Below are 14,076 nucleotides of genomic sequence, written 5' to 3'. Positions count from 1 at the left end.
GCAGCGCGGGCCGTCGCACGTCCGCCGGCCGCGTTACGCCGGCTGCGCCTCGTACAGCTTCACGCACGCGGAGAAGTCGAGCGTGCCGAGCCCCTGCTGGCTCATCGACTGATAGAGCTGCTGCGCGAGCGCGCCCATCCACACCGGCTGCCGTGCGCTGCGCGCGGCTTCGGTCGCGAGCCCGAGATCCTTCAGCATCAGGTTCGCGGCGAAACCGCCCGAGTAGCCGCGTGCGGCGGGTGCTGCGTCGTTCACGCCCGGGTACGGGTTGTAGGTGTCCGAGCTCCAGCAGCGGCCGGTGGACGTGTTGATGATGCCGGCCAGCACGGCCGGATCGATGCCGAGCGCGGCGCCGAGCGCCATCGCTTCGGCCACGCCCATCATCGAGATCCCGAGCAGCAGGTTGTTGCAGATCTTCGCGATCTGCCCGGTGCCCGTGCCGCCGCAGTGCACGACGTTCTTCCCCATGTCGAGCAGCACCGGGCGGATGCGCTCGAACAGCGCGCCTTGCGCGCCGACCATGAAGGTCAGCGTGCCGGCCTGTGCGCCGCCGGTGCCGCCCGACACCGGCGCGTCGGCGAGCGGGAAGTCGCGCTGCGCGGCGGCGTCGGCCACCGCGCGCACGGTGCCCGGATCGATCGTGCTGCAGTCGACCAACGTCGCGCCGGCACGCGCGCCGGCCAGCACGCCGTCGTCGCCGAGGTAGACCGCGCGCACGTGCTGCGCGGCCGGCAGCATCGTGATCACCAGCGACGCGCGGGCGGCCGCGTCACGCGGCGACGCGGCCGCCGTCGCGCCCGCGCGCACCGCCGCGTCGACCGCGTGCGCGTCGAGGTCGAACACCGTCAGCGCGTGGCCGGCCTTGAGCAGGTTGGCGGCCATCGGGCCGCCCATGTTGCCGAGTCCGATGAATGCGATTTCCATGTGCAGGCTTCCTTTATCAGCGCAGCGCGATCGTCGTGTTCACGCCGCCGGCCGTCGCGTCGTCGTCGAACCAGCGCGCGGTGACCGTCTTCGTCTGCGTATAGAACTGCACGACCTGCTTGCCGTACGGGCCGAGATCGCCGAGCTTCGAGCCGCGCGAGCCGGTGAAGCTGAAGTAGGGGACCGGCACCGGGATCGGGATGTTGATGCCGACCTGGCCGATGTCGATCTCGCTCTGGAACTTGCGCGCGGCCGCGCCGCTCTGCGTGAACAGGCCGACGCCGTTGCCCATCGGGTTGCGGTTGACCAGCGCGATCGCGTCGTCGAGCGTGTCGGCTTCGAGCACGACCACCACCGGCCCGAAGATTTCTTCCTGATAGATCGACATGTCGGTCGTCACGTTCGAGAAGATCGTCGGGCCGACGAAGTTGCCCTGCTCGTAGCCGGGCACCTTCACGTCGCGGCCGTCGAGCAGCAGCGTCGCGCCTTCCTTCACGCCCGCGTCGATCAGCGACAGGATGCGGGCCTTCGCCGCCTTCGACACGACCGGGCCGACGTCCGTGCCGGCTTCGGCGCCGGCATTGACCTTCAGCGCCTTCGCCTTCTCGACCAGCTCGGGCAGCCAGTCGCGCGCCTTGCCGACCAGCACGACGACCGACGTCGCCATGCAGCGCTGGCCGGCCGCGCCGAAGCCCGCGCCGACCAGCGCGTTGATCGACTGCTCGCGATGCGCATCGGGCAGCACGACCGCGTGGTTCTTCGCGCCCATCATCGACTGCACGCGCTTGCCGTGCTGGCTGCCGAGGTTGTACACGTGCGTGCCGACGCGCGTCGAGCCGACGAACGAGATCGCCTTGATGTCCGGGTGCGTGCAGAGACGGTCGACCACGGTCTTGCCGCCGTGCACGACGTTCAGCACGCCCTGCGGCACGCCGGCCTCGATCGCGAGTTCGACGAGCTGCATCGTCGACAGCGGGTCCTGTTCGGACGGCTTCAGCACGAACGTGTTGCCGCACACGATCGCCATCGGGAACATCCACAGCGGGATCATGCCGGGGAAGTTGAACGGCGTGATGCCCGCGCACACGCCGATCGGCTGGCGCAGCGTGTAGGTGTCGACACCGCCCGCGACGTTCTCCGCGAATTCGCCTTGCTGCAGCGTGCCGATCGAGCACGCATGCTCGACCACTTCGAGGCCGCGGAAGATGTCGCCTTGCGCGTCGGGCAGCGTCTTGCCCTGCTCGGCCGTCAGCGTATGCGCGATCCGTTCGAGATTGCGGCGCACCAGGTCCTGGAACTTCAGCATGATGCGCAGCCGCGCGCCGATCGGCGTCGTCTTCCAGGTCTGGAACGCGCGTTGCGCGGACGCGATCGCGGCATCGACCTCGTCGAGCGTCGCGTACGGCACGCGGCCGATCACTTCCTGCGTCGCGGGGTTGACGATGTCGCCCCATTCGGCGCTTTGCGATTCGACGAACGCGCCGTCGATCAGCAGCTTGGCGGTGGGCAGGGCGAGGGTGGTCTGGGGAACTGCGGCGTTCATGGAACTCTCCGGGAAACGATGGTGCGTAGAAAAAGGGTGGCCTGCGCCCGCTGCGCGTGCATGCACGGCGGACGGCAGGTCGAACTGAAAGTTGAAATCGGGCAAATGCGGGCCGGTGCGTCGAGCGACGCTCAAGCACGCGCCGGTCGCATCAACGCGGTACACACGAGCGCGAACACGCCGAAGCCGACGAGGTACGCGATCACGTAATGCGGCTGGCCGCCGCCGGCCTTGAGCAGCGACGTCGCAATCATCGGCGCGAAGCCGCCGCCGATCACGCCGGCGAGCTGCACCGACAGCGAGATGCCGCTGTAGCGGATTTCCGCCGGGAACTGCTGCGCGAACAGCAGCGACTCCGGCGCATACAGAATCGGGAACACGATGCCGAGTCCGAGCACGATCGCCCACCATGCGGTCGACGTCTGCTGCGTGCCGAGCATCAGGAAGAACGGCGCCGCGAACAGGCACATCAGCACGAGGCCGATCGCGAACATCCGGCGCTGGCCGATGCGGTCGCTGAGATGCCCGCACAGCGGCATCGTGACGAGCGACAACGCCGCGCCGGCCGTGATCGCGTGCAGCATCTCGGCCTTCGGCAGATGCAGCTGCTGCGTCGCATACGCGAGCGCGAACGTGACGACCATGTAGAACCAGGTGTTCTCGGCGGCGCGTGCGCCGACGATCGTCAGCACCTCGCGCGGATGGCGGCGCAGCGCGGCCGTCACCGGCGACTTCTCGGCCTTGCCCTGGCGCTGCATCTTCTCGAAGTCCGGCGACTCGGGCACCTTCGCGCGGATGAACCAGCCGAGGCCGACCAGCGCGATGCTCGCGAGGAACGGCACGCGCCAGCCCCACGACAGCATGTCGGCTTCCGGCAGCGCGGCCACCGCGGCCATCGCGACCGACGACAGGATCAGCCCGAGCCCGACGCCCGTCTGCGGCAGGCTGCCGAACAGCCCCTTGCGGCCCTTCGGCGCGTGCTCGACGGCCATCAGCACCGCGCCGCCCCATTCGCCGCCGACCGCCATCCCCTGCAGGAAGCGCATCGCGATCAGCAGCGCGGCGGCCCAGTAGCCGATGCGGTCGTACGACGGGATCAGCCCGATGATCATGCTCGGCACGCCCATCAGCAGCAGCGTGATCATCAGCATCGACTTGCGGCCGATGCGGTCGCCGAAGTGGCCGAACACGATGCCGCCCATCGGCCGGCCGATGAAGCCGACCGCGAACGTGCCGAACGCGGCGAGCGTGCCGACGACGGGGTCCAGCGACGGGAAGAAGATGCGGTTGAACACGAGCGCGGCGGCTGTGCCGTACAGGAAGAAGTCGTACCACTCGATCGTGGTGCCGGCCATGCTGGCCCAGCCGGCCAGCAGGTAGTGCCGCGCGGTGCGCTCGGGGGCCGGCGTCGCGATGGCTGCATGCTCATCGAGGGTGGATCGCGTCTGCATGGTGTCTCCATATTGGTTGCCCGCGGTTCGTGGTCCGCAGGTCACGGTCGAGTATAGTTATGCGCAGATCCATGATGTACCGACAAGAAAGCCGGTTGGATGTGCATTTATGCATATCGACAGCCGGCCCCGAGACACCTGCCTTTTTTCCCGCCGATGCGACACGCCACCGAGCCGGTTTCCGGCAACCTGAACTGGGACGACCTGCGCTTCTTCCTCGAAGTCGCCCGCACGCAGCGCGCGAGCGGGGCGGCGAAGCGGCTCGGGGTTGACTACACGACCGTCGCGCGGCGCATTCGCGCACTCGAGACCGCAATGGGCACGTTGCTGTTCGACAAGTCGCGTTCGGGCGGCTTCACGCTGACCGCCGAGGGGCAGCGGCTCGTCGCGTATGCGGACGCGATGGAGACGACCGTGCAGTCCGCGTGCGACCAGGTCGCGAACACCGGCGAGGCGCTGTCGGGCCACGTGCGGATCGGGTCGACCGAAGGGTTCGGCTGTTTTTTCCTCGCGCCGCAGCTCGCGCGGTTTCGCGTCGCGCATCCGCATGTGACGGTCGACCTGCTGCCGGTCCCGCATTTCGTCAACCTGCCGAAGCGCGAGGCGGACCTCGCGATCACGCTCGAGCGGCCCGAACGCGGGCCTTACGTGGTCACGAAGCTGTGCGACTACCAGTTGCGGCTCTATGCGACGCGCGACTATCTGGCGAGTCATCCGCCGATCACCTGCGCCGACGATCTCGCGCGGCATGCGTTCATCAGCTACGTCGACGATCTCGCGTTCAGCAGCGAGCTGCTGTACCTGGAGCGCGCGGTGCCCGGCGCGACGGCCGGGCTACGCACGACGAGCGTGATCGCGCAGGTGTTCGCGGCGCTGCAGGGCGGCGCGCTCGCGATCCTGCCGTGCTTCATGGCGGCCACGCAGCCGGCGCTGGTGCCGGTGCTGCCGGACGACGTGGTGGTCACGCGGTGCTTCTGGCTGACGTGTCGCGAGGATCTGCGCAAGCTGCGGCGCGTGACGGCTCTGTGGGATTACCTGCGTGCGGCGGCGGACGCGAACCGGGCGTTGTTGATGGGGGAGTCGGAGCGGCTCCGGTTCGTCGGGGATCCGGAATAGCGGGGCTGGAGGCGGCGGTGATTTGCGCAGCGGGCGGGTCGGGGTTCACGCGGTTCCAGGTGCACCGCGTTGCGGCACACCCGCGGCGGCGTCACGCGAGCGCGGCGAAGGGGCCGCCGCCAGGCAGCCGGCCGCCTGGGCGTGCCTAGGCGTAATAGATTCGCCCGACATCCGTGTCGCGTAATCGTCCGGTGCGTTCGGCGTTGTCGAGCGCATCGCCGAAATCGCGCGCGCACAGGTCCGGTCGGCCCAATGCAGTGAGGATGCGCGACACGCGCCACGCGGGCAGCCAGTCCGACCATGCAAGGCGCACGCCGATGAGCAGTGCCAGCATGACGCCCAATGCGAACGGTCCGCCGAGCAGCGTGAGAACGACGAGCGTCGGATCGGAAAATCCGCTGTCGCTGGTCCAGATGCCCAGCAGCATGAGCGGGATCAGGAAACAGGTCATGCCGATGAACATCCATTTCCACGCAAGCCAGAGCGTATGCGTCAGCCCGGCCAACCCGGTGTCGCCGCACGTGTGATCCATGACCATGTGGCGCCGGTCCGGAGACGACAGCGCAAGCAGGCGGCCTCGGCGATCGACCACGGCAACGACGTCGTCGCCGACGTCGAAGCACTGTCCGCCGAGGAAGCCGCGGTACGTGTCACCGCCGATTTCGATTTCGACCGGGAGCTTCGCGAACAGGATCCTGCCGTTTTTCCCGACGGTGACGTAGGCGTTTTCCGATGCAAAGGTCTTGCTGCCGCGGATATTCGCATACGACCATGTCGCCGGATGCTCGACCTTGTCGGCCGCGGCGTTCAAGCTGGCCAGGGCGAGGTCTTCGTCGGCTTGCTGAAACACCAGCGCATTGGCGGCGGCACCGTTGCCGGTGAGCGCCGCGGCAATCGGCACCACGTAGTGCGTGAACCGGTAGCCGAGCGATTTCTTCCGGGCTTCGGGATCGACGGGCGGCACCTGATGGCGCGCGGCGTCATCCCGATCGGGACGCTCCAGAAAGCGCATCGCGGTGAGCTTGCCTGCTACCAGACGCAGGGATGACGACATAGGCCGGGGCTGAACGGGGTCGGGCTTCGGAGTCTACCAGCCGGCAATCAGCCCGGACAACCGAGCCGATCCGCGAGTTCGTTCAGATCCTTGACGTCGAAGTCCCACGCGTCGTCGGCTTTCAGGTCGGTCGTCTGGTTCGGCCCGTGTTCGGTCGGCCGCAGCACGAACGCGGTCGCGAGCCCGAGTCGCCGCGCGGCGGCCAGATCGCCGTTGTGCGCGGCAACCAGGCACAGCTCGGCCGGCTCGAGACCGAGAATCTCGACCGCTTCGGTATAGACCTTCGGCGACGGCTTGTACGCGTGCGCGACTTCGGCGCCGAGAATCGCGTCCCACGGCAGGCCCCCGTGCTTCGCGACGTCGACCATCAGCCGGATATTGCCGTTCGACAGCGGCGCGATCACGTAGCGCCGCTTCAGCCGCTGCAGCGCCGCGACGGCATCCGGCCACGGATCGAGCCGGTGCCACGCGAGGTTGAGCGCGTCGATCTCCGCGTCGGGCACGCGGTCGATCCCGTAGCGGTCGAGCGTGCGCACCAGGTTCTCGCGGTGCAGCACGTCGAGCCGCACGTAGCGCCTGCGCCCGCTGCGGATTTCCTCCATCGACGGCGCATATTCGCGGCGCCACGTATCGGCGAATTCGAACGGATCGCGATCCGGTGCATGGCGCGCCAGGAACGTGGCGGCTTCGCGCGCAACGCCGTTTCTCCAGTCGACGATCGTTCCGAACACGTCGAAAACGAGCGCCTTGATGTCGGCAGGGTTCGTCATGGGATTTTCGTGAAGGTCGGTCGAGGGGGGCGCGATGCGCGCCTTGGCGGCAACGCGCGACGCCGGTTCGAATGACATTGAATCACGTATCCGCAAAGACGGCTGACGGCGTCGCGGCGATGGCGGCGCGCGGTACGGCATCGAGGGTGCATGAGGGTGCATGAGGGCGAGGCGGAGCGGGGAAAACCGGTGTCGCACCGCCCGTCACGGGCCTTCGGCCATGACCTTCGGCACATTCCGGCCCGCGTGTGCGGCGCCTACGCTGGGCAGGTCGCCGGTGCGTGCCGGCGGCGTTCCCCAACCAACCGACAAGGACATGCCATGCCGACCATTTCAGTCTACGGGTTCAATCCGGACGGCGGCCCGAGCGCGCTCAGCGCGCAGGCCACGCGCGACAATCTCAACGAGGACCATCCGACGTGGGCCGTGACGCTGGCCTACACGGCGAGCACCACGACGGCCGCCTTCACGTCGGCCACGGCGTCCGACGCGGATCTCAGGGCCGCGCTGGAGACGGCGTATCCGCCGGCAAGCTACCACGTGGTTTAGGTATCGCGGGCACCCGCCCGGGCCGGCCGGCCCGGGCGGGGTCGTTCATGTCGCGCAACGCGCGCTTGCGGCTGCGGCGCGTGCGGGCGTGCGGCAATCAGCTCTTGTCGTACGAGAACTGGATGCCCGCGGTGCCGCCTGTTTCGATGAACAGGTTGATGAACGCGGGGACGGTCGCGCTGCGCGCCCAGTCGCGCTGCAGCTCGCAGAACAGCTGCGCGACGCTGATCATCTGGCCGCCGGCCTGCTCGATGCGGCGCAGCGCGGCTTCGTGCGCGGCGACCGATGTGCCGCCGACCGCATCGACGACCACATAGACTTCGTAGCCGGCCTTCAGCGCGTCGAGCGCGGGGAAGGTCAGGCACGCTTCCGTCCACAGCGCGGTCATGATCAGTTTCTTGCGGCCGGTGGCCTCGACGGCCTTGCGGAACTCGACGTCTTCCCACGAGTTGATGCTGGTGCGGTCGTAGGTCGGATAGCCTTCGAGCGCGGCACGCAATTGCGGGATCGGCGGCTTGTTCAGGCCGGTCTTCACGTTGACGGTCGAGTGGACGATCGGCAGGTCGTACGCGACCGCGGCCTTCGATGCGCCGACGATGTTGTTGATCAGCAGCTGGCGATCCATCGATGCAATCGAGTTCACCTGGACCGGCTGGTAGTCGATGACGATGAACGCCGCGTTCTGCGGGGTGAGCAGGTGGTCGTTCGCGGGATCGCGAATCGGTTCGCTTGCCATGGTTGCCTCCAGAAACAGGACAGGAAGTGAGAGAAATCCCGAGGGTCCAGGGTGGGCGGCCGCGGCGTCGGGATCGTCGTCGCGGCGGGGCGCCCGTGCTGTCGCACACGTCCGATGCGGTGCGCGCGGCGGGCGAATGCTCCAAGCTTAGTCAATCGATTCGGCGCGCGAGGCACCCGTTACGGAAAATCTCCGGTCGCGGTCGCGCAATCGATCCCCATCGAAGAATGATGCTATTCACGCAACAACCGGGTTTCCAGTCCCTTAGAATGCCGTCAGTGTTCTATGGGTGGAACAATCATGGATGACCTGAACGACCTCTACTATTTCGTGAAGGTGGTCGAGCACGGCGGCTTCACGCAGGCGGGGCGGGCGCTGGATGTCCCGAAGTCGACGCTGAGCCGGCGCATCGCCGCGCTGGAAGCGCACTACGACGTGCGGCTGCTGCAGCGGACGACGCGTCATTTCACGGTCACGGAAACCGGCCGCGAATTCTACGAGCGCTGCCTCGCGGTGCTGGTCGAGGCCGACGCGGCGCGCGAGGTGATCGAGCGCCGGCACGCGGAGCCGCGCGGGATCGTCCGCGTAAGCTGCCCGACCGCGCTGCTCGAATATCGCGTGAGCGAGCTCGTCGCGCGCTTCATGGCGATCCATCCGGCGGTGCACGTGCATCTCGAAGCGACGAACCGCCGGGTCGACCTGCTGAGCGAAGGCTTCGACCTGGCGCTGCGCGTGCGTTTCCCGCCGCTGGAGGACAGCGACCTCGTGATGCGGATTCTCGGCGACAGCCCGCAGCGGCTGGTGGCCGCGCCGCAGTGGCTGGCCGGACGCACGGTGCCGGCCGACCCGGCCGAGCTGGCCGGCGAGCCGAGCCTCGACTGGGGGCCGCCGCGGCATCACGTGTGGCAGCTGGTCGGGCCGAACGGCGAGCAGGCGCAGTTGCGCCATCATCCGCGCTACATCTCCGACGACATGCACGCGTTGCGCGACGCGGCGATTCATGGCGTCGGCATCGTGCAGTTGCCGTGCATGGTCATCGAGGACGACCTGCGCGACGGCACGCTGATCGACGTGCTGCCGGGGTGGGCGCCGAAGGGCGGCGTGATTCACGCGGTGTTCCCGTCCCGGCGCGGGCTCCTGCCGCGCGTGCGGCTGCTGATCGACTTCCTCGCCGAACACATCCGCAAGGACTGACGGCGGCCGGCCGGGGCGGTGCGCTGCAACCGTCTGACGAATCGGGGCGGCATGCCCGCCGGCCGCGGCCACGCGTAAACCCTCGATGCGCGCGGGTACGCCAGCGGGCGCGGATTGGTGTTAAATATATTTTGGCGCGCCGTGACCGGCGTGCAATGGGGGCGCACCGGGGGCGAGTCGACTCGGGGCGATACACGGCACGAAGAATCGCTACGAATCGGGCGCATCAGACCCGGTCGAACTGACGGCAGGATTCATCTTGAATACCGAACCGCAAAGTTCTCGCTACAGTCTTGGCCTCGCAGCGGAAGTGCTCGCATCCGAGCAAAGCGTGCTGAGGCTGATCACACGCAATACACCCCTGCCGGAACTGCTCGTCGAGGTCTGCCGGCGCGCCGAGGCGCTGCTCGGCGACGGCGCGTCGTGCACGATCCTGCTGCTCGACGCGGACGGCGTGCACGTGCACGTCGGCGCCGCGCCGTCGCTGCCCGTGCAGTACAGCGCGGCGATCGACGGCGCATCGATCGGGCCCGCCGCGGGCTCGTGCGGCACGGCGATGTACGAGCGCCGGATGATCGCCGTCGAAGACATCGAAACCGATCCGCTGTGGGCCGACTACCGTTCGTTCGCGTTGCCGCACGGCTTGCGCGCGTGCTGGTCGGTGCCGTTCCTGGACGATGCGGGCACCGTGCTCGGCGCATTCGCCGTCTATCACCGTACGCCGCGGCGGCCCACCGACACCGAAACCGACCTGCTGCGCGATATCGGCAACAGCGTCGGCCTCGCGGTGCACCAGGACTGGATCGCGCGGCAGCTCGCGCGCAGCGAGGAACATCACCGCCTGGTCGTCAACAGCCTGAACGAAGGGATTCTCGTCGTGTCGCGCGACGGCATCGTGATCGCGAGCAATCCGAGCGCGAACCGGATGATGCGGGCGAAGGGCGATCTCGTCGGCCGCGGGCTGTCGACGGTGATCCTGTACAAGCTGCGCGAGGACGGCACGCTGATCGAGCCCGACGACTGGCCGAGCCGGCTCGCGTTCACCACGGCCATGCCGCAGCTCGACTACTCGGTCGGCTTCGGGCTCGCCGACGGCGACATCATCTGGGTGCGCGGCAACGCGGTGCCGATCGTGAAACCGGGCGAGACGCAGCCCGAATCGGTGCTCGTGTCGTTTCATGACATCGGCCCCGTGCGCGAAGCGCAGCAGCAACTGCGCTACCTGGCGACGCGCGACGCGCTGACGGGCCTCTACAACCGGCGCTGGCTCTCCGAGCGGATGCGCGAGCTGTTCGGCGCGCGCGAGGCGGCGGCCGGGCCTGCGCATGTCGCGATCCTGTTCATCGATCTCGTCGGCTTCAAGAAGGTCAACGACACGGCCGGCCACGAGGCCGGCGACGCGCTGCTGCGCAGCGTCGCGGCGCGCCTCGCGGCCTGCGCGGGCGGGCGCCACGCGCTCACGCGCGTCGGCGGCGACGAGTTCGTGATCCTCGTCGACCACTGCGACGATCCCGACGGGCTGGCCGTGCTCGCGCGCGAGGTGATCGACACGATCGCGAAGCCGTTCGAGATCGCGAACAACGAATACTGGCTCGGCGTGTCGATCGGGATCAGCGTCGCGCCGCGCGACGGCGATGATGCGGTCACGCTGATGCGCAATGCCGACTCCGCGATGTACGACGCGAAGCAGCGCGGCCGCAACCACTTCACGTTCTTCACCGCGCAGCTGAACCTGCGCCTGCAGCGCCGCTTCGCGATCGAGCAGTCGCTGCGGCGCGCGCTCTCGTCGGACATGCTGCGGCTCGCGTACCAGCCGGTCGTCGACGCGCGCAGCGGCCGCACGGTCGGCGCCGAAGCGCTGTTGCGCTGGACGAGCCCCGAGCTCGGGCCGATGTCGCCGGCGGAATTCATTCCGGTCGCGGAAGATACCGGGCTCATCGTCGCGATCGGCCAGTGGGTGCTCGAAACGGCCTGCCGGCAGGCCGCCGAATGGCGCCGCACGATCGCGCCCGACCTGATGCTCGCGGTCAACCTGTCGCCTCGGCAGTTCCACGAGGGGCTCGTCGAGTCGGTCTACCACTGCCTCGCGCAGACGCAGCTCGATCCGGGGGCGCTCGAACTGGAGATTACCGAAGGACTGCTGATGAACGACACGGACACCGTGCTGCCGATGCTCGAAGCGCTCACGGACATGAACGTGCGGATCTCGGTCGACGATTTCGGCACCGGCTACTCGTCGCTCGCCTACCTGAAGCGTTTCCCGCTGCACAACCTGAAGGTCGACCGCTCGTTCGTATCGGGCGTGCCCGATCATCGCGACTCGGTCGCGATCACGCAGGCCGTCGTCGCGATGGCGCATTCCCTCGGGATGAAGGTCACCGCGGAAGGTGTCGAGACCCAGGCGCAGTCGTGGTTCCTGCAGCAGATCGGCTGCGACATGCAGCAGGGCTACCTGTTCGGCCGGCCGCTCGATCCGACCGATTACGCGCGCCGGCTCGTCACCGTGTAGGCGTTCAGGCGAAAGCGCCGCCGGCCGGCGGAACAGGGGGGGCCGGCGGCGCGTCGATCTCGACGCGATTCTTGCCGTCGTGCTTCGCGCGATACAGCGCGCGATCGGCCGCCTCGATCAGCGAGGTGGTCGGCAGGCCGGGGGCCGGCACGATGCTCGCGCCGCCGATGCTGATCGTCACGTAGCGGCCCGTCGACGCATGCGCGTGCTCGAGCCGCAGCGACTCGACCGCGAGGCGAATCTTCTCGCCGAGCAGCCGCGCGGCGCCCGGCGACGTGGCCGGCATCACGACCGCGAACTCCTCGCCGCCGAAACGCGCGGCGAGGTCGCCGGACTGCCCGAGACAGCGCTCGATGGTTGTCGCGACCTGCTTGAGCACGCTGTCGCCCGACACGTGGCCGTACGTGTCGTTGTACAGCTTGAAGTTGTCGACGTCGATCATCAGCAGCGACAGCTCGCTGCGCTCGCGCGTGCCGCGCCGCCATTCGGCGGCCAGGTATTCGTCGAGATAGCGGCGGTTCGACAGCCCGGTCAGGCCGTCCGAATGCGTGAGGCGCCGCAGTTCGAGATTGGCCTCGAGCAGTTGCTGCTGCGATTGCCGCAGCGCGCGATAGGCCTCGTCGCGCTGCAGCAGGTTCATGTACGAGCGCGAGTGATAGCGGATCCGCGCGACCAGCTCGATGCGGTCGGGCAGTTTCACGAGATAGTCGTTCGCGCCGGCCGCGAACGCGGCGCTCTTGATCACCGGCTCTTCCTGCGTCGACAGCACGATGATCGGCACGTCACGCGTCGCCGGATTCGCGCGGTACGCCTTCACGAGGCTCAGCCCGTCGATGCCGGGCATCACGAGATCCTGCAGGATCACGGTCGGCCGCGTCTCGATCGCGGTCGCCTGCGCGTCGTCCGAGCGCGGGCAGTAGTGGAAGTCGATGCCGTCCTCGTCGACGAGCGCGCGCCGGATGGCTTCCGCGACGATCGTCTGGTCGTCGACGAGCAGGACCATTGCGGGGGTGTCGGCGTGCGGCATGGGCGGCAGGTGCGCGGCGTCGAACGCCGCCTGCAGGCCGCCGGGCGGGCGGGTGAGGTCGCTGGTCATGATTGATGCAGGGTCGCGCCATGGCTGCGACGGGTGTGACAGGGTTTCATTGGGTTCAGATTCGCGCGAGTGCCGCCAACTCGCCCGCGATGCGCTCGAGCGGCAGGATCGCGCGGGCCGCGCCGAGCGTCGCGGCCGCCTTCGGCATGCCGTAGACGGCGCTGGTCGCCTCGTCCTGCGCGATCGTGTGATAGCCCTTCATCCGCAGGGCCTTCAGGCCGATCGCGCCGTCGCGTCCCATGCCGGTCAGCAGCACGCCGATCACACGGCCCGGCCAGTGCTCGGTCAGGCTGTTGAAGAACACGTCGACCGACGGCCGGTACGGCGTGGCGGCCGGTTCGCGCGTGTATTCGAGCGTGCCGGTGCGCGTGATGCGCAGGTGATCGTCGGTCGCCGCGAGCAGCGCGACGCCCGGCTGCGGGCGGTCGCCTTGATGCGCGACGCGCACGGTCAGCGGCGTCTGGCCGTCGAGCCATTGCGCCATGCCTTCGGCGAACGCGCGATCGACGTGCTGGACGATCACGATCGGCGCGCTGAAGTCGGCCGGCAGGCTGCCGAGGATCGACGCGAGCGCACCGGGGCCGCCGGCGGACGCGCCGATCGCGATCAGCGGGCCGCCGCCCGCGCGTGAGGCCGTGCCGGCCGCGCGGACACCGCCGGGCGCGTCGAGCAGGCGGCCGATCTGCTCGATCTTGGCGAGCAGCAGCCGCGCGGTGTCGCCCGCCGCGTCTTCGCCGAGGCGAGGCGTATCGACCGCGTCGAGCGCGCCGGCACCCATCGCTTCGAACACGCGCCATGCGTTCGCGCCGATGCAGCTCGTCACGATCAGGATCGCGCACGGGCGGGCGGAACGCATGATCCGCCGCGTCGCCTCGATCCCGTCGCACTTCGGCATGATCAGGTCCATCAGCACGACGTCGGGCGGTTGCGCGGCGCACAGTTCGACGGCTTGCGCGCCGTCGGTCGCGACCCACAGCACGCGATGCTCGGGCCGGCGCGCGAGCGCGCGGCGCATCGCCTCGACGGCAAGCGGGAGGTCGTTGACGATGCCGATATTCACAAGCGGGATACTCCGGTCGGTTCGTAGTGTTGGATATGGGCCGGGTTCATGAAAGGCAGTGCCGATCCGGCGCC

Annotated in this window: 12 protein-coding genes; 4 read left to right on the top strand and 8 right to left on the bottom strand. The window is 68.7% G+C overall.

Annotated features, from left to right (window positions below):
- Positions 1 to 33: 33 nt before the first annotated feature.
- From mmsB to U4Y91_RS05465, 3 genes are all read right to left on the bottom strand, one after another.
- Entirely contained in the window at positions 34 to 924 is an 891-nt protein-coding gene (mmsB, locus tag U4Y91_RS05475; RefSeq protein ID WP_321803923.1) for a 3-hydroxyisobutyrate dehydrogenase, read from the bottom strand.
- A gap of 16 nt (positions 925 to 940) precedes the next feature.
- Positions 941 to 2,467 carry a CoA-acylating methylmalonate-semialdehyde dehydrogenase gene (locus U4Y91_RS05470; RefSeq protein WP_321803921.1) on the bottom strand — a complete coding sequence of 509 codons (1,527 nt, stop codon included), beginning with the start codon at positions 2,465 to 2,467 and terminating at the stop codon, positions 941 to 943.
- Between the two features lie 131 nt (positions 2,468 to 2,598).
- Complete coding sequence (locus U4Y91_RS05465; protein ID WP_321803919.1) at positions 2,599 to 3,918, bottom strand: MFS transporter; 1,320 nt, start codon at positions 3,916 to 3,918, stop codon at positions 2,599 to 2,601.
- A gap of 156 nt (positions 3,919 to 4,074) precedes the next feature.
- On the opposite strand from U4Y91_RS05465, the gene U4Y91_RS05460 reads away from it, so the two are divergent.
- Entirely contained in the window at positions 4,075 to 5,034 is a 960-nt protein-coding gene (locus U4Y91_RS05460; RefSeq protein WP_321803917.1) for a LysR family transcriptional regulator, read from the top strand.
- 145 nt (positions 5,035 to 5,179) lie between these two features.
- On the opposite strand, the gene U4Y91_RS05455 is transcribed toward U4Y91_RS05460, so the two are convergent.
- Positions 5,180 to 6,088 (bottom strand): hypothetical protein, encoded by a 909-nt coding sequence (locus U4Y91_RS05455; RefSeq protein WP_321803915.1) that lies wholly within the window; start codon positions 6,086 to 6,088, stop codon positions 5,180 to 5,182.
- Positions 6,089 to 6,135: 47 nt separating this feature from the next.
- Complete coding sequence (locus U4Y91_RS05450) at positions 6,136 to 6,858, bottom strand: haloacid dehalogenase type II (RefSeq protein WP_321803913.1); 723 nt, start codon at positions 6,856 to 6,858, stop codon at positions 6,136 to 6,138.
- Between the two features lie 321 nt (positions 6,859 to 7,179).
- Between U4Y91_RS05450 and U4Y91_RS05445 the strand changes: the two genes are divergently transcribed.
- Positions 7,180 to 7,407, top strand: a complete 228-nt coding sequence (locus U4Y91_RS05445; protein ID WP_321803911.1) for a hypothetical protein — start codon at positions 7,180 to 7,182, stop codon at positions 7,405 to 7,407.
- 97 nt (positions 7,408 to 7,504) lie between these two features.
- On the opposite strand, the gene U4Y91_RS05440 is transcribed toward U4Y91_RS05445, so the two are convergent.
- Positions 7,505 to 8,143 carry a hydrolase gene (locus U4Y91_RS05440; RefSeq protein ID WP_044848412.1) on the bottom strand — a complete coding sequence of 213 codons (639 nt, stop codon included), beginning with the start codon at positions 8,141 to 8,143 and terminating at the stop codon, positions 7,505 to 7,507.
- A gap of 300 nt (positions 8,144 to 8,443) precedes the next feature.
- Between U4Y91_RS05440 and U4Y91_RS05435 the strand changes: the two genes are divergently transcribed.
- Together U4Y91_RS05435 and U4Y91_RS05430 are read left to right on the top strand one after the other, a co-directional pair.
- Entirely contained in the window at positions 8,444 to 9,337 is an 894-nt protein-coding gene (locus U4Y91_RS05435) for a LysR substrate-binding domain-containing protein (protein ID WP_321803909.1), read from the top strand.
- Between the two features lie 259 nt (positions 9,338 to 9,596).
- Entirely contained in the window at positions 9,597 to 11,846 is a 2,250-nt protein-coding gene (locus tag U4Y91_RS05430) for a putative bifunctional diguanylate cyclase/phosphodiesterase (protein WP_321803907.1), read from the top strand.
- Between the two features lie 4 nt (positions 11,847 to 11,850).
- Here the strand turns inward: U4Y91_RS05430 and U4Y91_RS05425 are convergent, their stop codons facing one another.
- Together U4Y91_RS05425 and U4Y91_RS05420 are read right to left on the bottom strand one after the other, a co-directional pair.
- Positions 11,851 to 12,942 (bottom strand): diguanylate cyclase domain-containing protein, encoded by a 1,092-nt coding sequence (locus U4Y91_RS05425; protein WP_321803905.1) that lies wholly within the window; start codon positions 12,940 to 12,942, stop codon positions 11,851 to 11,853.
- Between the two features lie 55 nt (positions 12,943 to 12,997).
- Positions 12,998 to 14,002: a chemotaxis response regulator protein-glutamate methylesterase gene (locus U4Y91_RS05420; RefSeq protein ID WP_321803903.1), complete on the bottom strand. Its 1,005-nt coding sequence runs from the start codon at positions 14,000 to 14,002 to the stop codon at positions 12,998 to 13,000.
- Positions 14,003 to 14,076: the final 74 nt, after the last annotated feature.

Source organism: Burkholderia sp. BCC1993 (assembly GCF_905339865.1).
GTDB lineage: Bacteria > Pseudomonadota > Gammaproteobacteria > Burkholderiales > Burkholderiaceae > Burkholderia.
The sequence above is the reverse complement of the archived record's forward strand: the minus strand, read 5'-3'. Positions and strand labels throughout refer to the sequence as shown.